Below are 22,688 nucleotides of genomic sequence, written 5' to 3'. Positions count from 1 at the left end.
TGCCCGGAGTCCGCAGCGCTGTCTCCGCTTGCTGACCTTCCGCCCTCCGGGCAGCGCCTGTGCGTGGTTCATCGCTCCCGGGGGCCGCGGTGATCGCCGCGGCCCCCGGAGCGGCTTCGCCGAGCCGTCGGCGGGCCGGGCCCGCCCTGATCCGTCTCCGTCAGCCGAGGGGGCGGCGGCGGTTCGCCGGCTCGCGCAGGGACGGCGGGGCGTAGCCCGCGTCCTGGGACGACAGGGTGGTGCCCGGGGGAACGATCTTGTCGATCTCGTCCAGGACGTCCGCGGGCAGAGGCCTGTCGGCCGCGCCGAGCTGGGACTCCAGCTGCTCCAGGGTGCGCGGGCCGATGATCGGGGCGGTGACCGCCGGGTGGGCGAGGACGAAGCCGAGGGCCAGGTCGATCAGGGTGAGGCCCGACTGCTCGGCCAGGACCCCGAGCGCCTCGACCGCCTCGAGCTTGGCCGCGTTCTCCGCGCTGCCGATCTCGAAGCGGCCGGGCTGGCGGGCCGCCCGGCTCGACTCCGGCTGCGGCCCGCCTGCCCGGTAGCGGCCGGTCAGCCAGCCGCCGGCCAGCGGGCTCCAGGGGATCACCGCCAAGCCGTACCGCTGGGCCACCGGCAGCACCTCCGCCTCCACGCCGCGCGCCAGGATCGAGTACGGCGGCTGCTCGGCCACCACCCGCTCACGGCCCCGCCTCTCCGCGATCCACTGCCCCTCGACGATCCACGACGGAGGGAACGTGGACGTGCCGAGGTAGCGGACCTTGCCCTGGCGGACCAGATCGGTCAGTGCGCCGAGCGTCTCGTCGAAGTCCGTGTCCTCCTCCGGCCGGTGCACCTGGTAGAGGTCGATGTGGTCGGTGCCGAGACGCCGCAGGCTGTCCTCGACGGCACGGTGGATCCACCGGCGCGAGTTGCCGAACCGGTTGACGTAGTCCCCCATGCGGCCGTGGAACTTGGTGGCCAGGAAGACGTCGTCCCGGCGACCGGCGAGGGCCTTGCCGACGATCACCTCCGACTCGCCCTGCGAGTACACGTCCGCCGTGTCGACGATGTTGATCCCGGCGTCCAGGGCGCGGTGGATGATACGGACCCCGTCCTCGTGGTCCGGGTTGCCTCGGGCGCCGAAGTTCATCGCGCCGAGGGCGAGCGCGCTCACCTGCACGCCGGTGCGGCCGAAGGGCCGGTACGGGATGGTCATGACGTTCCTTCCGTGGGGACAGTCGCGGGGATGGGCGTGGGGATGGCTGTCGGAATGGGCGTGGGGGCGGCCGTGGCCGCGGAGACGGACCGTCGTCCGGGTGGCGTCCCGGATTCCGCGAGCTGGTCGACGCTCGCCGCCCCGCCGGCGGCGCGGAACGCGTCCCACAGCCTTCGGTACGGGCCGTGCGCCGCGAGCAGTTCCTGATGCGTGCCGGCCTCGGCGACCGTGCCGTCCCGCAGCACGATCACCCGGTCCGCGCGGGCGGCGGTGGTCAGCCGGTGCGCCACGACGAGCGTGGTGCGCCGCCGGGTGAGCGCCGCCGTCGCCGCGGCCACCCGGCGTTCGCTGGCCAGGTCGAGCGAGGCGGTGGCCTCGTCGAGCAACAGCACGTCCGGGTCGACGAGTTCGGCCCGGGCCAGGGCCAGCAGCTGCCGCTGGCCCGCGGACAGGCCCCGGCCGCGCTCGCCGACCTCGGTCAGATAGCCGTGCGGCAGCCCGGCCACCATCGCGTGCGCGCCGACCGCCCGCGCCGCGGCCTCCACCTCCGCGTCGGTGGCGTCGGGACGGCCGTACGCGATCGCGTCCCGCACGGTCGTGCCCATCAGGTGCGTCTCCTGCGGGACGACCCCGAGCCGGCGCCGGTATCCCGCCGGATCCAGGGCGCGCAGGTCGGTGCCGTCGATCCGTACGGTCCCGGCGGTCGGGTCGTAGAAGCGGGCGACGAGCTTGACGATCGTCGACTTGCCCGCGCCGGTCGTCCCGACCAGGGCCACCGTCTCCCCGGCGGCGACCCGCAGGCTGACCCCGTGGAGTACCTCACGCCCGCCCCGGTAGCCGAACGACACCCGGTCGAACTCGATCTCGCCGCGCAGCTCGCGCACCGGCACCGGGCGCTCGGCGACCGGCGTGCCGACCGGCTCGCGCATCAGCGTGCGCAGCCTGCCCAGGCCCACGACCGCCTGCTGGTAGCCGTCGAACGCCTGGGACAGCTGCTGGATCGGCGAGAAGAACAGCTCGATGTAGAGCAGGAACGCGATCAGGACACCGGCGGTGAGCCGGCCATCGCGCACCTGCCCGGCGCCGATCACCAGGACCATGGCGGTCGCCGCCGTGCTGAGGAACTCGATGAACGGGAAGTACGTCGCCATCAGCCGCTGCGCCCGCAGCCTGGAGTCGCGGAACGCCCAGGCCAGGCGGGCGAAGTCGCGGGCGTTGCGCGCCTCGCGGCCGAAGGCCTGGGTGACCCGGATCAGGGGCACGTTCTCCTGGAGGGAGGCGTTGACCGCGCTGACCCGCTCGCGCGCGTCGAGGTACGCGGGCAGCGATCGCGCCCGGAACACCGCCGTGGCGGCGACGAGGATCGGCAGGGCGAGGAGCAGGGTGACGGCGAGCCCCGCGTCGATGACGAGCAGGGCGACGAGCACACCGAGCATCGTCAGCAGGGAGACCACGAAGGTCACCAGACCCGTCTGCAGGAACGCCGACAGCGCGTCCACGTCCGTGGTCATCCGGGTCATGATCCGGCCGCCCTGCTCGCGCTCGTAGTAGTCCAGACCGAGCCGCTGCAACTGGGCGTACGTCCGCACCCGCAGCGTGTGCAGCAGACGTTCGCCGGTGCGGCCGGTCACCCGCACCTGGGCGACGTTCACCAGCCAGCCGAGCAGCACGACCACCGCCGCGACGGCCGAGGTCGCCAGCAGCGCCGCCGGTGCGGACCGGCTGACGCCGCTGTCGACGCCGTGCCGCACCAGGACCGGTACGGCGAGCTGCGCGAGTGCGTCCGCGCCGACCAGCGCGAGACCGCCGAGCAGCGGTAGCCGGAAGGGCCGTACGAGCGTGCGCAGTCCGAAGTCCGGGTCCCAGGCGCGGGCCTGCTCGGGCGAGACCTTCGGATCCACGTCCACGCGCGGCAACGCCGCCAGCCGCTCCCGGAGTTCCTCGCCGGCCGGGGCTCCGCCGAGCAGCCCTCCGCCCGGCCCCGCGCGGCCCGGCCCGGACGTCGCGGCGGCCTGCGCGTAGGCGGCGGCGACCCGCGCCCCGACGTCCGGACCGGCCGACGGGGCGTCCGGGGCGGGGAGCCACAGCTCCTCGGTGACACCGCGCGGCCGCGGCGGCTCCGCGGCCGACGCCTCGTCCACGCCGAGTTCGCCGGGCTGCTCATCGGGAGACAGCAGCGACCGGTACAGCGCGCTGCGCTCCCGGAGTTCGTCGGGCGTGCCGATGTCGACGACCCGGCCGTGGTCCAGGATGGCGACCCGGTCGGCCAGTTCAAGGGTGGACGCCCGGTGGGCGATGACCAACGTGGTGCGCTGCCGCGCCACTTGGTGCAGACCGGCGTGGATGGCCGCCTCCACCTGGGCGTCGATGGCGGAGGTCGCGTCGTCCAGCACCAGGAGGGCGGGGTCGGGCAGGATCGCCCGGGCCAGGGCGATGCGCTGGCGCTGCCCGCCGGACAGGGTGAGGCCCTGCTCGCCGATCACGGTGTCGTAGCCGTCCGGCAGGGCGCTGATGAACGCGTCGGCCTGCGCCAGCCGCGCCGCGCGGCGGATCTCCGCCGGCCCGGCGTCGGGACGCCCGTAGGCGATGTTCGCCCCGATGGTGTCGGACAGCAGATGCGGCTCCTCGAAGACGAAGCCGATCCGGGCACGCAGCTCGGCGAGCCGCAGTCCGCGGACGTCGAAGCCGCCGACCCGTACCGTCCCGGCGGCCGGGTCGAAGAACCGGGGCAGCAGCGCCGCCGCCGTGGACTTGCCCGACCCGGCCGCACCGACCAGGGCCAGCGTCTCCCCGGGTTCCACCCTCAGGGTGAACCCGTCGAGCAGCGGGGCGGCCGTGGCGTCATGGCCGAACACCACACCGTCCCACTCCAGGGCCGGCGCCCCGTCCGGCACGGCGACGGCGTCCGGGGCGTCGGTGATCTCGGGAGCCGTGTCGACGATGTCGAGTACCCTCTCCACCCCGGCGCGTGCCTGCTGCCAGACGGTGAGCAGCATGGCCACCTGGCGCACGGGCGTCACGAACGAGCTGAGATAGGCGTTGAACGCCACGAAGGTGCCCAGGGAGATGCTCCCGCGCAGCGCCAGCCAGCCGCCCAGCGCGAGCACGGCGACCTGCCCGAGGACCGGCACGGCCTGGAGCGCCGGGTTGTACCTGCTGGTGAGCCGGGCGACCCGGAACCGCGAGGAGAACAGCCCGCGCGACCGCCGCTCCAGCTCCGCCAGTTCACGCTCCTCCTGTCCGAACCCCTTGACCACGCGGACGCCCGTGACCGCCGCCTCCACGGTCGACGCGACCTCGGCCGCCTCCTGCTGCGCGTGCCAGTTGGCCGGGAACAGGTGGCGGCGGCTGCGGTACGCGATCAGCCACAGCACCGGGCCGACGATGAGGGCGACCAGGGTCAGCTGCGGCGTCAGCGCGAACATCAGCGCCACCGACAGGGCGAACATCAGCGCGTTGCCGAACATGTTCGGCAGGAACTGAAGCAGCATCTGGACGAGCGTCACGTCGGAGACGGCCCTGCTGACGACCTGGCCCGTGTGCAGCTTGTCCTGCTGGCGGCCGCCGAGCCGCAGCAGCGCGGCGAAGACGTCGTTGCGCAGCGCGTACTGCACGCCGAGGGACACCCGGCCGGAGCAGTACCGACGCAGGAAGCTCGCCCCGAACCGCAGCGCGCCGAGACCGAGCAGCAGCACCACCCAGGGGGTCAGCACGGCCGAGGGGGACGCCACCCCGTCCACGACATGGCGCAGGACCAGCGGCAGTACGGCCGTGGCCACCGCGGCGACGAGCGCGGCGCCGTACGCCCAGGCCAGGTCGACGCGGTGGGCCAGGCAGTACCGGACCAGCCGGCGCACCCAGCCCGCGCCGGCCGGTCCGGGTGACGCCGGGGACGTACGGTCCGCGGTGCGACAAGGTGCGACCGTCACGCGGACGCTCCGAGGGCCTGCGTGAGCGAGCCCGCGGGGCGGGGCAGTCCGTAGTGGTCGCGCAGCGTGCCGCCGGTGTACTCGGTGCGGAACCTGCCGCGCTCCTGGAGGATCGGCACCACCTTGTCGACGAACGCCTCCAGACCGGTCGGCAGGACCGGCGGCATGATGTTGAACCCGTCCGCGGCGTCGCCGTCGAACCACTCCTCGATCGCGTCGGCCACCTGCACCGGCGTGCCGGTGAACGTCCGGTGCCCGCGGCCGCCGCCGAGCCGGCCGATCAGCTGGCGTACAGTCAACTTCTCCCGCCGGGCCAGCTCCACGATCAGCGTGTACCGGCTCTTGGCGCCTTCGATCTCGTCCTCGGACGGCAGGTCGTCCGGCAGCGGCCCGTCCAGGTCCAGCGCGTCCGGGTCGATCCGGAACAGCCGGGCGAGCTGCCGCTTGGCGAACTCCGGGCTGATCAGCCGGTCCAGCTCGCGGTCCAGCTCCTCCGCCTCCGCCTCGCTGTCACCGATGACCGGCACGATCCCGGGCAGGATCTTGATGCCCTGCGGATCGCGGCCGTGCGCCACGGCCCGCTTCTTGAGATCGCCGTAGAACGCCTGTGCCTCTTCGAGGGTCTGCTGCGCGGTGAACACCGCCTCCGCCCACCGCGCCGCGAACGCCTTGCCGTCCTCCGACGAACCGGCCTGCACGAGCAGCGGATGACCCTGCGGCGAGCGGGGCACATTCAGCGGTCCGACGACCCGGAAGAACCGCCCGGCGTGATCGATCCTGCGGACCTTCGCGGCGTCGGCGTGGACACCGGCGTCCTTGTCGGCCACGATCGCGTCGTCCGTCCAGCTGTCCCACAGCCGGGTGGACACCTCGAGGAACTCGTCGGCGCGCTCGTAGCGCTCCTTGTGCAGGGGCGCGTCGTCCAGGCCGAAGTTGCGGGCCGCGTCCGCTCCGGCGGTCGTGACGATGTTCCATCCGGCCCGCCCGCCGGACACGTGGTCGAGGGAGGCGAACCGGCGGGCCAGGTTGTACGGCTCGTTGTACGACGTCGAGGCGGTCGCGATCAGACCGATGTGCTCGGTCACCCCGGCGAGCGCCGTCAGCAGCACCGTCGGTTCCAGCCGCCCGCCGGGCCGGCGGGCGGGGTCGCCCATCAGTCCCGGGCTGTCGGCGAGGAACAACGAGTCCAGCCTGCCCCGTTCGGCGATCCGGGCGAGGTTGCGGAAGTGCTCGACGTCCCAGGAGGCGTACGGGTCAGACTCCGGCAGCCGCCAGGCGGCCTCGTGGTGGCCGACGCCCATCAGGAAGGCGTTCAGATGGAGCTTCTCGGCGCGCTTGCTCATGACGGTTCCTTCGTGTCCTTCGTACGGTCGTCGGGGAGGGCGCCCAGGGCACCCAGCAGGGTGGTGCGGTGCCGCTGGAACAGCGGGTCGCCCGGGTCGCGTTCGGCCGGCAGGTCGATGCTCAGGTCCAGGACGAAGTCGCCGTCGTCGAGGACCAGCACCCGGTCGGCGAGGGTCACCGCCTCGTCCACGTCGTGGGTCACCAGCAGCACGGCAGGGCGGTGCCGCTCGTACAGCCGGCGCAGCAGCCGGTGCATCCGGATACGGGTCAGCGCGTCGAGGGCACCGAACGGCTCGTCGGCGAGCAGCAGTTCGGGCTGGCTCACCAGCGACCGGGCCAGCGCGGCCCGCTGCTGCTCGCCGCCGGACAGCTCGTGCGGCCAGGCCGACGCCCGCCCGCCCAGGCTGACTTCGTCGAGGGCGGCACGGCCGCGCTCCTTGGCGTCGTCGCCGGGCAGACCGAGCACCACGTTGTCGAGGACCCTCAGCCACGGCAGCAGCCGCGAGTCCTGGAAGACCAGCGAGACCCGCCGCGGCACCAGGATCCCGCCCGTGCCGACGGTGGTGTGGTCCAGTCCCGCCACCGCGCGCAGCAGGGTGCTCTTGCCCGAGCCGCTGCGCCCGAGGAGCGCCGTGAACTCGCCGCGGGCGAGGGTCAGATCGACGTTCCGGAGCACCTGGCGGTCACCGAAGGACCGGGTGAGGCTGTTGACGCGGACGGCGGCGGAGTCCACCGCCTCGGCGACCGGGCCGCCGTCGCTCAGGCGGTGATCGTACGTCGCCACGACAGCACCCTCCCCTCCACCAGGCGGACAAGGGCGTCGGAGGCGAAGCCGAAGGTGCCGTACAGCACCAGACCGACGAGGATGATCCCGGACTGGGCGTACTGCTGGGCCTGGAACATCATGTAGCCGATGCCCGAGGTGGCGTTGATCTGCTCCACCACGATCAGACCGAGCCAGGCCGCGGTCACCGCCAGCCGCAGCCCCGTGAAGAAGCCCGGGAGCGCGGCCGGCAGCACGACCTTGCGCAGGAACAGCCAGCGTGACAGGCGCTGTGCCTCGGCGAGTTCGACGTACCGGGCGTCGATGGAGACCAGCGCCGCATGGGTGTTGATGTAGATGCTGACCGTCACACCGAGCGCGATGACGACCACCTTCATCGTCTCGCCGATGCCCAGCCACAGGATCAGCAGCGGAAGCAGCGCGAGGTTGGGGATCGAGCGCTTGACCTGCAGCGTGCCGTCCACGACGGCGTCACCGATGCGGGAGAGCCCGGACGCCAGCGCCAGCACCAGGCCGGCGGCGACGCCGATGAGCAGACCGAGCAGGGCACGCGACAGCGAGACCTGCACGTTCTCCTGCAGACGCCCGCTCACCCACAGCTCCTGGGCGGAGGTCACGACCGAGGCGGGTGACGACAGCTTGCGCGGGTCCAGCCAGCCGGCCGCCGAGGCGCCCCACCAGGCGAGGACGAGCAGGAGCGGGCCGAGGAGCCGGCCGAACGGGATCGACCTGCCGCGCCCGAGGCGGCGCTGGATCGCCGGCACCAGACCGGCGGCCGCCGCCGTGTCCGGTGTCGTCGCGTCCGCCGGCGGTGTGGAGGCCGGAGGCGCCGAGGACGGCGGTCCCTTCTCCGGCCCGGCGGTCACGGTGGCCGTGCCACCGCCCGTTCGGGAGGTCAGGTCGAGGTTCATCGAGGCTCCTGAGGTCGGGGGAGGAGGGAGCGGAACGAACTGGCGTGGAAGACGAGGGGGTCCACGTCCCGGTCGAGGCGCAGGTCGTGGACGCGCAGGACGACGATGTCGTGATCACCGGCCCGGATCTCGTCGTCGACCGAGCAGGTGAACCAGGCGGCGGCGCCGTCCAGCAGCACCGCGCCGTCCTCGTCCGCCTGCCACGATGCCCCGGCGAAACGCTCGCCGGCCGGACCGGCGAGCCGCCTGCACAGCGCCCCCTGGTCCGCGCCGAGCACGCTGACGCCCAGACGGCCGGCGCGGCGCAGCACCGGCCAGGTGCCGGAGGTGTGCGCCATGCAGACGGAGACCAGCGGGGGCGCGAGGGACACGGTCGTGAACGAGCTGGCGGCCAGCCCGACCGGCGCGCCGTCGACCAGGGCGGCGATCGCCGCGACGCCGGTGGGGAACGCGCCGTACACGGCGCGCAGGGAGGTGGTGTCGTGCAGGACGGCGGTCATGCGGGGGCCTCCGAGGAATGGGCGGCGGACGGCCGCCGCAGGGCTGATCCGGCGGGGGACGCGGCCGGCTCCCTCAGGAGCGGGAGCAGGGCGTCGCCGACGCGGGCGATCTCCTGCCGGTACGGGGTGTCCGACAGCACGAAGTGGGTCACGCCGAGCTCGCGGTACCGGTGCAGCGCGTCGGCGACCTCCCGCGCGGAGCCGACCAGCCAGGTCGTACCGGCGCCGCCGCCTCCGTAGCGGCCTGGGGCCGTGTAGAGGCAGCTGTCCAGGACGTCGCCCCGGTCCGCCAGGTCGAGCAGCCGTCGCTGGCCGACGGCCGTGCCGCGCCGGAGCGACTCCTGGGCGCGCGGATCCTGCCGCGCCATGCGGGCGACCTTCTTCTCCGCCGCGCGCCACGCGTCTTCGGTGGTGTCCCGCACGAGGGTCGTCACGCGCAGCCCGAACTCCAGCGGCCGGTGTTCGCGCCCGACCTTGTCGGACAGCGTCCGCAGCCGGTCGATGCGTTCGGCGACGCCGTCCAGCGGCTCGCCCCAGAACAGCTGGACGTCGGCCTCCTGCGCGGCGACCCGCTCGGCGGCCGGGCTCGCGCCGCCGAAGTACAGCCGGGGGTGCCGGCCCTCCTCGGCGCGCCAGGGACGCGGCCGGACCGTGGAGTTCTCCACCCGGTAGTGCTCCCCCCGGAACGTCACCTCCTCGTCGTTCCACAAGCGGCGCACCAGCTGGAGGAACTCCAGGGTGCGCTCGTAGCGGCGGGCGGGGTCGAACTCGCCGTCGCCGTAGGACGCGGCGTCGTCGAGGCCGCTGACGATGTTGACCAGGACCCTGCCTTCGCTGAGCCGGTCGAGGGTGGCCGCGGCGGAGGCGAAGTTCGCCGGCTGCCAGTAGCCGGGCCGGATGGCGATGAGCGGCTTGAACGTCGTCGTACGGGCGACGAGGGAGGCCGCGACGGTGAAGGTGTCCGGACGGCCCCAGCCGGTGCCGAGGAGCGCACCGGCCCAGCCGTGGTCCTCGACGGCGCGGGCCAGCTCCGTCGAGTGGTCCAGCGTGCCCCAGCCCTCGACGGTGTCGTCGCCGCGATGGCCGGGCTCGACGGTGTTCGGGATGTACCAGAGGTGTTCGCCCATCTCAGGCTTGCCCTCGGTACGCGGCGGGCGCGGCCTCCGCCGCGACCTTCTCGAACCGCCGGTCGAACAGCACGCTGACGTCGAACTTCTTCACGAAGCCGGCGCCGGACATGAGATCGGCGATCGACTGCTCCCAGGCGATCGAGGAGTCCCAGTTCGCGGGATACAGCGGCTTGCTCCGGGCCTTGACGATCCGTTCGCCGTCCACGCGGGTGACGCCCTGATCCTTGACGTAGTACGACTCGACCCACTGCTCAGGGTTCTCCCAGGACCAGTTGTTGCCCCGGACCCAGATCGGGATGAACGCCCGGATCGCCGCCGCCTTGCGTTCGTCGGCGAGCACCGACGTGGGCGCCCACAGCAGGCTCAGGAGGTCCTGGACGTCGGTGGGCAGGGTGCGCGCGCCGTCCTTCGCGTACTGCTTCAGGTACTTCGTCAGCGACGGCTCGGTCAGCGGGGCGAGGTCGACCTGGTTGCCCTGGAGAGCGGTCAGGAACTGGGCGCTGGGCAGCGGCACCAGGGTCACGTCCTTGTGGGAGACGCCGTTCTCGTTCAGCCACTTGAGGATCGTGACGCCCTGCGCCTGGCCCTGGGAGAAGGCGATCCGCTTGCCGACGACGTCCTTCGCCGTCCGGATGTCGCTGCCCGGCCGGGTGGTGGGGATGTAGGTGACCGCGGTGTTGTGCGCGATGGCGACGATCTTGGCGTCGAAGCCGATGTCGTGCGCCTGGATCGGCGGCATCCCGGCGTTGCTCGCCAGGTCGACCGCGCCCGCCCGGAAGCCCTGGATGGTCTCGGGGCCGCCGTTGAGCCGGACCCACTCGACGGAGAACGGCAGCGGACCGAGCGAGGGTTTCGCGGCGAGCTGCGCCTGCGTCGTGGCCGTTCCGAGCCGGAGGGTGGTCTTCTTGTCGGGCGCGGCGGTCGGCAGCGCGCCGAGCTGCGTGGAGCCGGCCTGGTCGGGGGAGGCGCAGCCCGCGAGTGCCAGCAGCGCGCCGCTGCCCAGGGCGAGGAATCCCCGGCGGTTCAGGGGTCTTGAGGTGTGCAGGGACATGGCGATTCGGGGGCCTTTCACGGGTCGGCGAGGGAGGGGCCGGGGGAGGAGGGCCGGCGGGGCGGAGCGAGGGGTGGCGGGGCCGCCGCCGATGGCGTCGGCGGAAAGCGGCGGCGCGGGCGTCGGCGGCCCCGGTCGGATGTCAGGAGGTGGCGGCGACCCGGTGGTCGGCGGTGAACGGGCGCCCGGCGACCGACTCGGACGGCTGTCCGTCCGGTCCGACGGGGACCTCGCCGATCAGCGTGACCCGGTGCAGCCGGCGCTCGACGTCGAGGTGCTCCAGGTCGCGCGGGGCGAGGTGCGCGGTGGACCGGTTGTCCCAGAACGCCACGTGCCCCGCCTCCCAGCGGAAGCGCACCGTGTACTCGGGCCGGGTGATCTCGGCGTACAGCAGGTCCAGGATCCGTCGGCTCTCCGCGGCGGTGACGCCCACGATGTGGCTGGTGAACCCCGGGTTGACGAACAGCGCGCGCTCCCCGGTCTCCGGGTGCACCCGCACCACGGGGTGTACGGACACGAGCAGGTTGTCGTTGATCCGGCGGGCGTACGCGCCGTCCTCGCCGACCGGCCGGTCGCCGCCGTACCGGTGCTCGGCGCGCAGCGTGTCCACGAATGCCCTGACCGGTGCGGACAGCCCCTCGTACGCGGCGACGAGGTTGGTCCACTGCGTGTCGCCGCCGAACTCCGGGACCGTCTCGGCGCGCAGGATGGACCCGGCGGGCGGGTTCACCGCGGCGGTGACGTCGGTGTGCCAGCCGTCGAAGTAGCTGTACTGGCGCTTGCGGTACTCCGCCCGGAAGTCCTTCCCGTAGCGCTCCTCGAAGCGGCGCGGGTCGATGGTGAAGATCTCCGGGTGGTCCTCCGGCGGGGCGTCGTCGTGCGGGTGGGCGTAGGTGAGCTCGCCGAAGTGGCGGGCGAAGGCGATCTGCGAGGCGTGGTCGAGCCGCTGCCCCCGGAAGAAGACGACCTTGTGACGGTGGAGGGCCTGCTTGATCTCGTCGACGGTCTCGACGGACAACGGGCCGGCGAGGTCCACGCCGTCGATGTCGGCGCCGATGTGACCGGCGACGGGACGGACGGTGAGCGTGCTCATGGGGTGAGTCCTTTCGGGCATGACGAACGAGGGCAGGTGAGGAAGGCGACCGGGCGTACCGGGACGGCGCCGGGGCACGCGGGGTCACCCGCCGGGCGCGGGCTCACGGGTGTGAAGGGCGCCCGGCCGGTGTCCGGTACGCGGCGAGACCGGGAAAGGGGGGCCGGCGCCGGTGCTCCAGCCGGTACTTCAGCCAGAGCCCCAGGCGGTGCTCAGCCGTGCTTCGGCCCGGAGCTCCACCTGGTGCCCCAGGCGGTGCTCCGGCCGGTGCTCAGCTGCGCCGCGGCCGTGCTTCAGCCGGTGAACGTGCGCGAGTCAGGCCGGAGTTCGGCGGAGGCGTACGCCGGGGTCAGTGCCCAGTGCCCCGGCGCGGCGGCGCGCGCCGGCGGAGAGCCGGTCAGTGGGCGCGACAGCCCAGTCCGGCGAAGTGGTGCGCGCGGAAGGCGTTCACGGGGTGCCGGTCTGCGGCTGCCCGGATCGTGGCCCTCTGCTGTGCGTCCATGAGATGAGTGTGCTGCCCCGTGCCGGTACGGACAATATTTTCTGGCGGCGCGGAAGAAACCCGCCCTGCCCCGCTCATCGGGCGCCGCCGCTGGTCCGCAGCCCGAACGGGTCCTGGTAGACGGCCGCGAGCACCGGCGCGGTCGCCGCCACCGCGAGCGTGTCCGCGCCGAAGGAGCCGGTCCGCACCTGGTCGCCGCCGCTCGCCAGCTCGCGGGTCAGCTCGTCGAGCAGCCCGGGCAGACGGAGGGTGGCGAACTCGGTCAGCACCAGGGCGTCCGGGCGGATCAGGTCGAGCAGCGGCCGCACCGCGTGCGCGATCAGCCGCAGGCGGGTGCGGCACAGGTCGAGCGCCCGGACGTCGCCCGCGCGGGCGGCACGCACGAGCAGCCGCAGATCGGGGTGCGGGATGACGCCCTCGGCGACGGCGCGCCGCGCGACGGCACGGTCGGAGACCGTGACCTGGAGGCAGCCGGTGCGGCCGCAGGGGCACGGCTCCGCCGACCCCGGTACGGGCAGGTGGGCGATGCCGCCGGCGCCGTACCGCCGGCCCTGCAGCAGGACGCCGCCGGTGGCGATCGCCGCGTCCACGGCGTTGCCGACGAACAGGTGCACCAGGTCGCCGCCGCGGTTCGCGCCGAACAGCAGCTCGGCCTGGGCCAGCGCCCGGGCGTGGCCTTCCACATGGACCGGCAGTCCCACCGCGCGCTGCAGCGAGCGCCGCAGCGGGATGTCGCGCCAGCCGAGCGCGGAGTTCTCGACCAGGATCCCGGCGTCGGGATCGACCCAGCCGCCGGTGGCCACGCCGAGGCCGAGGACGGAGCGCGCGCCGAGGTGTCTGCGCAGGAAGCCGGGCAGTCGTGCGGCGACGTCCTGGAGGACCGCCCCGTGCTGAGGCCGTCGTGGCACGTGCTCGTACGCGAGGACGTTGCCGCGCAGGTCGGTGAGCGAGAACGTGAGCCGCGGGACGGCGATGTGCACGCCCGCCGCGACGTGGTGCGCGGTCTCGATGTCCAGCGGGATGCGGGGGCGTCCGGGCCGGGGCGGCCGGTGCGGCTCGGGCGGCTCCCAGACCAGACCCATCGCGAGCAGTTCGGCCGCGTGCCGTGACACGACGGCCGCGCTCAGGCCCGTCTCCCGGATGATCGCGGTGCGGGCCAGTGGGCCTCCGCGCAGGATGGCCCGCAGGACGGCGGCGGCGTCGGGCTGGTCGGCGGCGGGCTTTCCGCCCGGCGTCGCGATGAGCGCTGGTCGCATCGGGATTCCTCGGTCCGGGAGTCGGTCGTACGGTGGCACGGCGGCCCCGGCAACCGAGGGCCGAGGGATGCGGGAACAGCTCGACGACCTGATGCCCCGATGCTCGCAAGCGCGAGGGGGCCGGTCAACGATCCGGCGTTAAGGGGCAATGACGGTTCTGCGAAGCGCCAAGAGGAGCGAGGCGGCGGCGGGCCGGGCCGGCGACGGCTTCGAGGTCCTCCACGAGCAGGCTCCACCCCGACACGTGCCGGGCCGCCGGCGGCTGGAACTCCAGGACGGCTCGGGCGCGACATGGCCCGACAGCTCGCCCGCGGCATGGGTTCCTTCTTCAAGGACTGCGGCTGCGCCAAGCCCACCCGCTGCCCTCACCCCTACTCGATCCGTTTCCGCGACGCGCTCGGCAAGCAGCGCGAGGAGTCCGGATACGACACGCAGGACGACGCGATCGAACGTCTCACGCAGCTGTATGCGGAGAAGAAGACCACGGCGCCCACCGTAGCGGCAGCCCGCCGCGAACTGGGTCAGCTGACGGTCGAGGAGTACGCGAAGCAGTGGCGGCCGCGGCAACGCAGGATGACGGACTACTCCACGGGGGAGCACGTCGACAGTTCGATCAACGTGCATATCGTCCCGCGTCTGGGAGCGCGGAAGCTGAACTCGGTCACACCGATGGTGGTCGAACGCTTCCTGGACGAGATGGAGAGCGACGGAGTCGGCCGCGGGAATCAGGTGAACATCTTCCGGGTCCTGAAGACCATCCTGCGGGACGCCTATACCAAGGGGGCCATGGTCGACGACCCGGTGAAGGGAGTCCAGGAACCCGAATACGTGCGGGCAACGGTTGCCATTCCCTCTCTCTCCTACGTGACAAAGGCGCGACGGTCGCCGACGAGGACCTGGCGCTGGAGATCGTGATGATGGCGGGAATGCGGTCTGCGGAACGGTGAGGCGCGGGCGGTGAGCGTTCATAATGTCGTGGCCGAGGACGTGTACCGGGTGCGGGAGCAGATCCATTCCAACACGCTGAGGCCGCCGAAGCTGAAGCACCGCAAGACGGGGGAGTTCCGGGAAGTGCCGCTGCCCCGGTCGGTGCGGGAGGCGATGGAGCGGTATGAGGCCAAGCATGGCGCCACGAAGGACGGCTACCTGCTGCGCGGCCCGGGCGACTACTTCACCGAGGGCATGGAGCGACGCCGGGTGAGGAAACTCTTCGCAGACCTTCCGCCAGAGGAGGGCGTCGGGATGTACGGCTTCCGGCACTACTTCGCCTCGAACGCCCTCGGCAGCGGCATCCCCATCACCGACGTGGCGGAGTGGATGGGCCACAAGTCCATCGAGGAGACGTACCGCACCTACCGGCACCTGACGCCGGGCAGTATCACCAAGGCCGCCCGGATCCTGGACGCCGGCCTCTGGGTAGCAGCCTGACGAGCGCGTAGGGGCCGCATGGTCTTACAAGGGCGAGGAGATCTTCTTGAAGTCATCGTCCAGGTGGCCCTGACCTGCAGAAATGTGAGCGATCAGGTACCTGGCCTGCGTTGATCCTTCTTTCGCGTTCTTTCAGGCTCGTACCCGCTTGGGTAGTCGATTCTCCCCACGCTCTCTCCGTAACTGCTCGTACTCCCCAAATTCTCCCCAGAGATGACCCGAGCTGCGGCCACAGGCGAGGGGGAGCCAGTCCAACTCAGGGCGCGGCCGTGTGCACGCTGAGTGGCTGCCGTAGGCAGGGCAGGAGCCTGTCTAAAGGTTCGTCGTCTGCCGGCATCGTCCGTGCTGAAGGTGATAAGCACGGTCTGGAGGACGGGGTCGGGGGTCGGGGTATCTGGCCCTGGCTTATTCCGCCCGCCGGAGCCGAAGGCAGGGTGCGCCAGTGGATGCGTTGCCCGAGTCCGAGAGGGGTGGGTAATCTATGTGCGCTTACACCGTCTTGGTCTGCTGTGATGTGAGGAGTCCCTTGCCCCCTTCCATCGCTGTGAAGACTGTCGGGAGTGGGTATGCCTGACACTGATCTTCTGCGTGCCAGCCGGGACGGTGATCAGTTCCATTACCACTGGGCGGCTCGCCAGGCGCTGAAACTACTGCTTCCCGACGCCGATCTGACCGCGATCGCTGTCGAGGGTGTGTCGCCCGACGACACCCAGGGCGAAGCTGGCGAGGACGTAGTCGACATCGCCGAGTACTACGGTGCGACCGGCCTTCACGAGGCCAACCGCGTGGTGTACCGGCAGCTGAAGCACTCGACCGTACAGGCCACGGAAAAGTGGACTGTGTCGGGTCTCTCGAAGACGGTCAAGGGGTTCGCGGAGAAGTTCAGGCAGATTCGTCAGGAGTCCCCGGGGCTCGAAGAGAAGGTGACCTTCGAGTTCCTTTCCAACCGACCGGTCCGCGAGTCCGTGCTTCGAGCGATCGAGGTCCTGGCAGCCGGTGGAGAGCCCGGTGAGTATGCGCACGAAGTCAAGTACCTCAGGCAGTATGCGGACTTCTCCGACGATGTAGCCGGTGAAGCCGCGTTCTTCAGTCGCCTGGAGGTGGATGCCACGGCCCCGGGCCTTCTGCGGCTCGAAGGGCTGTTCCGGCTGGACTTGACCGGTCTTCTTCCCGGTGCGCCGGATGTGCAGCCCCTGCTGCTGAAGGAGATGATCACCAGACGCGCGACCTCGCTCGAGGCGAACCACGTCGTTGAACGCTCCACGGTACTTGCCGCTCTCGGAGTCCCACCTGAGCATGTGCTGCCCGCGCCCAAGCTCATCGACCAACCCGGGCATGTCATCGTGACGGACCAGACTCGCGCGATCGTCGACGACATCGTCGGACTCATCGGGCGGCCCGTCGTCGTTCACGCGGCCGGTGGCGTGGGCAAGTCGGTGCTCACGACACAGATCGAACCGAATCTGCCTTCCGGCTCGGTCACACTCGTCTACGACTGCTTCGGAAACGGTGGGTACCGGCGTTCCAGTTCACCGCGCCATCAACATCGCCAAGGTTTGGTGCAGTTGGCGAACGAGCTTGCTGCGCATGCCCTTTGCGATCCGCTGATCCCGGTGGGCACAGCTCAGCCGGCCGACTACGCGAGGGCGTTCATGGCCAGGGTCCGGGGCGCTGCGGAGGCTGTCACGGCCTCCGCTCCCGGGGCGCTCCTGGTTCTTGTCGTGGACGCGGCCGACAACGCGGCGCTCATCGCGAACGACTGCGGGGAGCGGACCTTCGTCACGGACGTGCTGCGCGAGACGCTGCCGGACAACGTGCGGCTCGTGATGTTGTGCCGCAGCGAACGCATCGATCTGTTGAAACCGCCGCCCAACGTGCACAGAATCGAGCTCGAGGGCTTCGGCGTGGCCGAGTCCAAGCAGCATCTTGAGTCGGTACTCGGGCCGGTCTCGGAGGCACAGGCGGCCGAGTTCCATCGGCGTACCGGCGGCAACCCTCGGATCCAGGCCCTCGTTCTGGGTATGGCCTCGGACATCGAGTCCTGTCTGGTCTCTCTCGGGGAGGCGAGGCAGCACCCCGACGGCTCCCTCTTCGACGAACTCCTCCAGGACATGGTGGACCGGTGCAAAGACGCCCACCACCTGAGCGCGGAGATCGACCGTCTGTGCGAGGCCCTGGCTGCGCTCCGGCCGAGGTTGCCCGTCAAGGTTCTGACCGAGCTGTGCGGAGTACCGGCCGCCCTCGTGCACAGCTTCGCGGCCGATCTCGGACGCCCGCTCCTCGTCGACGGTGACACGCTGCAGTTCCGTGACGAACCGACCGAGACCTGGTTCCGGACGAAGTACCGTCCCACCGGCAGCTCCCTGATCGATTTCATCGACCGACTGACCCCGCTCGCCGCCAACGAACCGTACGTGGCTGCTAGTTTGCCCCAACTGCTCTGGGAGGCTGGCCAGGTCGACACCCTCGTCGAACTCGCGATGACCGACGGCGCCCTACCCGAGGGCGATGACCTGGAACAACGGGAGATCGCCCAGCAACGGGCCCAGTTCGCTCTCAAAGCCACACTGCGCGTGGGAAAGGAGTGGGAGGCAACCCGGCTGGCCGTCAAGGCCGGCAGCCTGGCCGCCGGCCACTCCCGCCGCCTTCAACTGCTGCGGTCCAACACCGATCTGGCGGGGCAGTTCCTGGATGCCGTCACGATCGAGGACATCGTCGCGAACCGCAGCCTCGTTGGCGACTGGCCCGGTTCCAATCTTCACTGCGAGGGCGCCCTTCTCTCGTTCGCCGCCGGCCAGACCGACTTCGCCCGCAGTCGGCTGCGCAGCGCCTCGGAATGGCTCAGGGCATGGGTGCAGCAGTCGGACGACGACGATGCGAACCGGCACAGAGTCACCGCGACGGATATTGCCGAGGTCGCCTTCGGGCTTCTCAACACCGACGGTGTAGAAGCATGTGTCAGCCATCTTGCTCGGTGGAGCCCCAACTGGGTGGCCTTCGAGGCCGGACTGATCATCGCCACCCGGCTTGCCGACTCGGGCCGCACCGAGGATCTGGAGGCTCTCGGCCTTGCGGCCGTGTCCTTGAAATACCTTCAGCTCGCGGTCGCTTCTGCCGCCTGGCAGGCCAACTTCGTCTGCCAGGCGGCCCTTGCGCGGCGCTTGGTGAGAATGCTGAAGCGCCAGCGCCGATCCGTCTCCGCTCGTCGGCACCCGGGATACTCCGCAGAGAACAAGGAGCTTCCAGCGGTCGGTTGGATCGTCGCGATGGGCCTGCGCCACGGACTTCTCTCGGACGGGGAAGCCGAGCGGATCCTGCGGCTGAATCTCCCCGGCGACCTGGGTAGGGGAGCCGGAAGCCGCTGGGGGCGCGGCATCGACACGATCACGCTGCTGTGCGGCTTCGCGTTGCTGTCGAAGATCCGGAGACAGCCCTTCGACGCGGACGAGTTCGCCGGCGAAGACGTCCAGGAAGCGCGAAAGAAGCCGCACGCGTACTCAAGTACCGCAAACGACCACAAGCAGAATGTCGTGCCCCTCGGCGCCTGGGCGAGCCTGTGGATCGACTGCCTCGTCGGAACCGCCAGCGACACGGAAAGTCTTTTCCCGGAACTCGTACCCCCTACCCCGTCCCACCGGACCCTTGAGGAGGTGCCCCACTTCCTGCACAGAGGCATTGCCGGGCTCGGCGTCCGGATCCTAGCCTTCGGCTCGTCCGAGGGAACGCGCCAGCAATTGCTCGACTGGTACCGAAGCGCGCAGCGGCACCTTCCTGATGGGGTCCTCATCGACGCTGTCCGAGCATCGGCTCCTGTCGCTGAGTTGCAGCACATCGCCGTCGAACTCGCTGAATCCGTGGCCGCTTCGCTCGACGCGGCTAAGGAGAGTGCCGAGTACAAGGCGGAGCAGATGGTGAAACTTACTCGCGCCGTCCAGCGATTCGACAGAAGCGAAGCTCACGCTTACTTCACCCAGGCGATTGATCTGACCGACCGCGTGGGCGACGACGTACACGCGTTGTGGCGGGCCTTCCTCTCCGTCGCCCGCCGAGCATCCGACGGCAATCACGACGACGACCGTCGTGCCTATCGCGTCGCCCAACTCACCGAAAGCCTGGAACCCTACCTTGGGGACGCAACGAATCACTCCGAGGTACTGGCCGCCATGGGCCGCTTGAGTGCCACGACCGCGACGACCGTCGCCTCCCGCTGGCGCGACCGCCGCTTCTGCTCCGTGGGCTCATTCATCCAGGCATTGCTCGACGCAGAGGCCGGCCCGCTCGCTCCGTCCGCCGTCACCGCCGCAGCGCTGGTGCCGTTCGACGAGCACCGCGTCGATGAACTCCGTCTCGTCGAACGAGCACTGCGCGAGACTCCGCGCGACGGTGAGCGTATCGCTGGAACGTTGGGACAATTCCTACGGCCACGACGCTTCAGCAGCGCATCCTTCGAACGCCTCGACCGGACCGCCGCCGAACTGGACGTCGACATCTCCGGAACGCTGCTCGCCCCTGGCAAACGCCACATCGCCTTCTCCGCATCGGGCGGTTACAGCTCGGGCCGATGGACCCCGGACAATGAGCAGGACGCAGCGCGAGCGGCTCGTGCACGGCAGGCCGAGGACGCCCTGGCAGAGTGCGACTTCTCCACCGCCGAAGGCTGGGAGCAGGCCCGCCACCTCGTTCGCACGTCCGACCACCTGCTGTATATGGAGCAGGTCATAGCCCACGCAGTAAGGGTGCCCCTGCGTGAACTTGACGACATGCTGGCCGCGTTCCAGTCCCATCCCAACCTCGACGCTTTCGACTACGCGCAGATGGTCAAGAAGCTGGCTGCTCTGCCGCTGCTGCCACGAGCGGCGCGCCAGCAATTGAGGCATCTCGCGAACACGGCCGCGACCCGGTTCAGTCGGGAGCTGACCACCAAAGTCTACGACCCCATCGGCCTGTCCGAACTCGCTCGTCTGGCCGACGAGCGCGATGCGGATCTGCTCTCGACGGCTCTTCGAGAACTCGGTTCGCAGTCGGCCGTGCTTCCCCCCGAGGAGTGCTATCACCTGGCAGCCCGACTTGCCCCACGCCTTACCGGTCAGCAGGCGCAGGTTGTCCTCGACGACTTCGGCACCATGCTGGCTGACCTCTGCCCCGAGGATTCGGGCGACGGTGGGTTCGCCGACCTTCCCACTGGGCCGACCGGAGTCGTGGAGTGCTTCGCAGGCTATCTGTGGGCAGTCCTGGGTGACCCCGGGCAGGACGTCAGGTGGCGGGCCGCACACTGTGTCAGGCTCCTCGCCGAACTCAACTGCCAAGAAGAACTTGACGCCCTCCTACGATTCGCGCTCGGCACGATCGATGTGACTCCGTTCCATGATGCCCGTCTGCCTTTCTACGATCGGCACGCCCGTCAATGGCTGCTCTTCGCCCTCGCGCGGGCCGCTCAGAACCCCGCGACGCATCGGACCCTTGCAGAGTTCGAGCCCTTGCTGCGGAGAGTGCTCTTCGACGACGGACCGCACGTTGTGATGCAGGAGAGCGCGAAAAGGATCTGTCTGGCCCTCGCCTCGTCCCGCCCTGAGATCCTGAGCGCAGAGGAGTTCGCCACCGTACGCGGGATCAACATCCCGACGGAAATCCTCACTGAGTCGTGGGAGGAACGAGCGGCAAGAAATCGAAGCCGTATGGAGGACGAAGCCCACGAATCCGAACCGAGCGACTTTCGCTTCTTCTGGGATTTCAAGGATGACTGGTGCAAGCCCCTCGGCGAAGCCTTTGGGGTCTCCGAGGAGACCGTCATAGGTCTCGCTGGGCGCACGATCACGGACACCTGGCGGCTCCCCTACCGAGGCACCCACGAGGACGACCCGCGCCACACCCTCAGGCTGTACAAGGACGGGAGCACCTTCGCCTACCGTACGACCCGGCCGGACGCCGACGACATGGACTTCTACCTCACGACTCACGCCCTGTGGACCGTGGCCGGGGAGTTGCTCAAGGTGCATCCCGTGTACCGGGAGAGCGAGGCGGACATGGACCTGTTCACTGACTGGCTTCGTGATTTCCGCGTCACTCGAGACGACGGCAGGTGGCTTGCCGACCGACGGGACCCCTCACCGCAGAGCGTTTTGAGAGGAAAGAACGAATCCCCGGACGCCGACTGGGTCTGGCGGCTGAACAGCAGGCACTTCAGTGAGCGTCTCGTGGCGGGTGACGGATGGGTCACAGTCTGGGAAATCTCCGATGACGCGGGATATGAAGCTGAGCAGAGCGTCTTGATCCGTAGTGCCCTCGTCACTCCCGAGAGGGCCAGGGCACTGGTACTTGCCCTGCAGACAGCCCCTTCGTACATGGGCTATCGCATTCCCGATGCCAATGACAGCGACTACCAGTTCGACGTCCAAGGTTTCCGGCTCACCGGTTGGATCGTCGATCCTGACGGGCGTGAGGGGATGGACAGTAAGGATCCGCTGGCCGCAGGCATAAAGTACCCGCCCTATATGCCTTCTGATGAAGTAATCGATCTGCTAGGGCTGGAAGCGGACGCAGATATGCGCGAATGGACTCGGGCTGATGATATCGCTCTTCGTAGCACCTGCTGGGACGATACTTCTACGACCGGTTCGGACCGCGTGACGGGTACTCAGGGACGGCGGCTGGAAATTCAGCGGGACGCCCTTCAGGAACTGCTGGCTCTGGCCGGACAGAGCATGATCGTCGAAGTGATGATCGACCGCACACACAAAGACCACAAGCAGAGCTACACGACGAGGTCCCGCCAAAACGATGACGAATCCCTCCCCCCACGCGAACGGTCCTACAAGATTTACCTCTTCGATGACTCCGGAAGATGCGGCGAGCTTTGAGCGGACCCTCGAACTTGGCAAGGAGATCGCCGACAGTCTCTCTGAGAGTGATGTCCTGGGCCGCTGGATGGCCCACCGCATCGGTGACTTGATCGTGCAGGCGGAGGACGCCACGGGAGCAGAGGCGGATGGCGCACGCCGCGAAGCGACGACCGTCATCCTCGCGCTCTGGGACCACCGGATGGCATTCCCATCCCAAACTCCACCGCTGCGCGCGTTCGAGTCCGTGTTCAGGGCATTGGAACGACTGAGCGAGCCCCGGGACCGCTGGAGCTTTTACCGGATGTTCCCGTCTGGGAGTGAACCCAGTGAGGACGACATGGCCGGAGCACCACTGCTTCGGGTGGCGCTGAGCCTTGAGGAGACCGTCCGTGGGGTGGTAGGTGAGATTGTCGCGCTTGCTGCCCAAGAGGCCGACGACAAGGAGGCCAAGTGGTTGAAGCTCTCGGAGCATCTCGAACCGGACGAACAACGAGCGGCGCGGGACGCCTTCCTTCGGCTGGCGCACACCCTCAAGGCGTACACCGATGGTGAAGATGGCGATCCCGCCGCACGCACAGGGCTCCCGAAGCTGATCGCTGCTCTGCAACGTGCCGAGTCCCAGCTCGCAGAAGCTCGGCGGGTCCTCGAAGACGCTCTGCCCGCGATGCCGTCGGAGCGTGAACCCGACGGGTCGGTGTGAGGGTAGGGCCCTTTTTGACGCCA

The 22,688-nt window shown here is 70.2% G+C and carries 14 protein-coding genes; 4 read left to right on the top strand and 10 right to left on the bottom strand.

All coding sequences use genetic code 11. The annotated features are described in order from the left end of the window. Positions 1 to 160: 160 nt before the first annotated feature. The 10 genes from ACE1OA_RS04750 to ACE1OA_RS04705 all read right to left on the bottom strand — a co-directional run bounded on the left by ACE1OA_RS04750 (position 161) and on the right by ACE1OA_RS04705 (position 13,698). The gene (locus ACE1OA_RS04750) at positions 161 to 1,198 is read right to left on the bottom strand and encodes an aldo/keto reductase (RefSeq protein ID WP_432752316.1); all 1,038 of its coding nucleotides are present in this window, start codon (positions 1,196 to 1,198) and stop codon (positions 161 to 163) included. Next, positions 1,195 to 5,127 carry an ABC transporter ATP-binding protein gene (locus ACE1OA_RS04745; RefSeq protein ID WP_384872089.1) on the bottom strand — a complete coding sequence of 1,311 codons (3,933 nt, stop codon included), beginning with the start codon at positions 5,125 to 5,127 and terminating at the stop codon, positions 1,195 to 1,197. Before ACE1OA_RS04745 ends, ACE1OA_RS04750 begins: the two co-directional genes overlap by 4 nt. Beyond that, complete coding sequence (locus tag ACE1OA_RS04740) at positions 5,124 to 6,470, bottom strand: LLM class flavin-dependent oxidoreductase (RefSeq protein ID WP_432752315.1); 1,347 nt, start codon at positions 6,468 to 6,470, stop codon at positions 5,124 to 5,126. The genes ACE1OA_RS04745 and ACE1OA_RS04740 overlap by 4 nt, the downstream gene beginning before the upstream one ends. Then, positions 6,467 to 7,255 carry an ABC transporter ATP-binding protein gene (locus tag ACE1OA_RS04735; RefSeq protein ID WP_432752314.1) on the bottom strand — a complete coding sequence of 263 codons (789 nt, stop codon included), beginning with the start codon at positions 7,253 to 7,255 and terminating at the stop codon, positions 6,467 to 6,469. Before ACE1OA_RS04735 ends, ACE1OA_RS04740 begins: the two co-directional genes overlap by 4 nt. Further along, positions 7,231 to 8,166 (bottom strand): ABC transporter permease, encoded by a 936-nt coding sequence (locus ACE1OA_RS04730; RefSeq protein WP_356606372.1) that lies wholly within the window; start codon positions 8,164 to 8,166, stop codon positions 7,231 to 7,233. Before ACE1OA_RS04730 ends, ACE1OA_RS04735 begins: the two co-directional genes overlap by 25 nt. Then, positions 8,163 to 8,666, bottom strand: coding sequence for a flavin reductase family protein (locus ACE1OA_RS04725; protein ID WP_384872099.1), 504 nt, complete (start codon positions 8,664 to 8,666; stop codon positions 8,163 to 8,165). The genes ACE1OA_RS04730 and ACE1OA_RS04725 overlap by 4 nt, the downstream gene beginning before the upstream one ends. After that, positions 8,663 to 9,793 carry an LLM class flavin-dependent oxidoreductase gene (locus tag ACE1OA_RS04720; protein WP_432752313.1) on the bottom strand — a complete coding sequence of 377 codons (1,131 nt, stop codon included), beginning with the start codon at positions 9,791 to 9,793 and terminating at the stop codon, positions 8,663 to 8,665. The genes ACE1OA_RS04725 and ACE1OA_RS04720 overlap by 4 nt, the downstream gene beginning before the upstream one ends. Position 9,794: 1 nt before the next feature. Beyond that, on the bottom strand, positions 9,795 to 10,847 hold the full coding sequence (locus ACE1OA_RS04715; RefSeq protein ID WP_384872105.1) for an ABC transporter substrate-binding protein: 1,053 nt from the start codon (positions 10,845 to 10,847) through the stop codon (positions 9,795 to 9,797). 142 nt (positions 10,848 to 10,989) lie between these two features. Continuing rightward, positions 10,990 to 11,940 carry a TauD/TfdA dioxygenase family protein gene (locus tag ACE1OA_RS04710; RefSeq protein ID WP_386541007.1) on the bottom strand — a complete coding sequence of 317 codons (951 nt, stop codon included), beginning with the start codon at positions 11,938 to 11,940 and terminating at the stop codon, positions 10,990 to 10,992. Positions 11,941 to 12,516: 576 nt separating this feature from the next. Next, the gene (locus ACE1OA_RS04705) at positions 12,517 to 13,698 is read right to left on the bottom strand and encodes an ROK family transcriptional regulator (protein ID WP_386541008.1); all 1,182 of its coding nucleotides are present in this window, start codon (positions 13,696 to 13,698) and stop codon (positions 12,517 to 12,519) included. Between the two features lie 291 nt (positions 13,699 to 13,989). On the opposite strand from ACE1OA_RS04705, the gene ACE1OA_RS04700 reads away from it, so the two are divergent. The 4 genes from ACE1OA_RS04700 to ACE1OA_RS04685 all read left to right on the top strand — a co-directional run bounded on the left by ACE1OA_RS04700 (position 13,990) and on the right by ACE1OA_RS04685 (position 22,665). Further along, positions 13,990 to 14,613, top strand: coding sequence for a hypothetical protein (locus ACE1OA_RS04700; RefSeq protein ID WP_384872113.1), 624 nt, complete (start codon positions 13,990 to 13,992; stop codon positions 14,611 to 14,613). 18 nt (positions 14,614 to 14,631) lie between these two features. Then, a complete protein-coding gene (locus ACE1OA_RS04695; protein WP_432754034.1) occupies positions 14,632 to 15,126 on the top strand; it encodes a tyrosine-type recombinase/integrase in 495 nt (164 codons plus the stop codon). A 566-nt stretch (positions 15,127 to 15,692) separates the two neighbouring features. Beyond that, entirely contained in the window at positions 15,693 to 21,983 is a 6,291-nt protein-coding gene (locus tag ACE1OA_RS04690) for a hypothetical protein (RefSeq protein WP_432752312.1), read from the top strand. Beyond that, the gene (locus tag ACE1OA_RS04685) at positions 21,955 to 22,665 is read left to right on the top strand and encodes a hypothetical protein (protein WP_432752311.1); all 711 of its coding nucleotides are present in this window, start codon (positions 21,955 to 21,957) and stop codon (positions 22,663 to 22,665) included. The genes ACE1OA_RS04690 and ACE1OA_RS04685 overlap by 29 nt, the downstream gene beginning before the upstream one ends. Positions 22,666 to 22,688 lie beyond the last annotated feature (23 nt).

It is taken from the genome of Streptomyces sp. JL2001, from assembly GCF_050917515.1.
Classification (GTDB): Bacteria; Actinomycetota; Actinomycetes; order Streptomycetales; family Streptomycetaceae; genus Streptomyces.
The sequence above is the reverse complement of the archived record's forward strand: the minus strand, read 5'-3'. Positions and strand labels throughout refer to the sequence as shown.

What these genes read in the sequence shown, in the direction of transcription:
- ACE1OA_RS04725 (WP_384872099.1), bottom strand. Translation starts at nt 8,666, where the DNA reads ATGACCGCCGTCCTGCACGACACCACCTCCCTGCGCGCCGTGTACGGC.
- ACE1OA_RS04720 (WP_432752313.1), bottom strand. Translation starts at nt 9,793, where the DNA reads ATGGGCGAACACCTCTGGTACATCCCGAACACCGTCGAGCCCGGCCAT.
- ACE1OA_RS04710 (WP_386541007.1), bottom strand. Translation starts at nt 11,940, where the DNA reads ATGAGCACGCTCACCGTCCGTCCCGTCGCCGGTCACATCGGCGCCGAC.
- ACE1OA_RS04715 (WP_384872105.1), bottom strand. Translation starts at nt 10,847, where the DNA reads ATGTCCCTGCACACCTCAAGACCCCTGAACCGCCGGGGATTCCTCGCC.
- ACE1OA_RS04730 (WP_356606372.1), bottom strand. Translation starts at nt 8,166, where the DNA reads ATGAACCTCGACCTGACCTCCCGAACGGGCGGTGGCACGGCCACCGTG.
- ACE1OA_RS04705 (WP_386541008.1), bottom strand. Translation starts at nt 13,698, where the DNA reads ATGCGACCAGCGCTCATCGCGACGCCGGGCGGAAAGCCCGCCGCCGAC.
- ACE1OA_RS04685 (WP_432752311.1), top strand. Translation starts at nt 21,955, where the DNA reads ATGACTCCGGAAGATGCGGCGAGCTTTGAGCGGACCCTCGAACTTGGC.
- ACE1OA_RS04750 (WP_432752316.1), bottom strand. Translation starts at nt 1,198, where the DNA reads ATGACCATCCCGTACCGGCCCTTCGGCCGCACCGGCGTGCAGGTGAGC.
- ACE1OA_RS04740 (WP_432752315.1), bottom strand. Translation starts at nt 6,470, where the DNA reads ATGAGCAAGCGCGCCGAGAAGCTCCATCTGAACGCCTTCCTGATGGGC.
- ACE1OA_RS04700 (WP_384872113.1), top strand. Translation starts at nt 13,990, where the DNA reads ATGGCCCGACAGCTCGCCCGCGGCATGGGTTCCTTCTTCAAGGACTGC.
- ACE1OA_RS04690 (WP_432752312.1), top strand. Translation starts at nt 15,693, where the DNA reads ATGCCTGACACTGATCTTCTGCGTGCCAGCCGGGACGGTGATCAGTTC.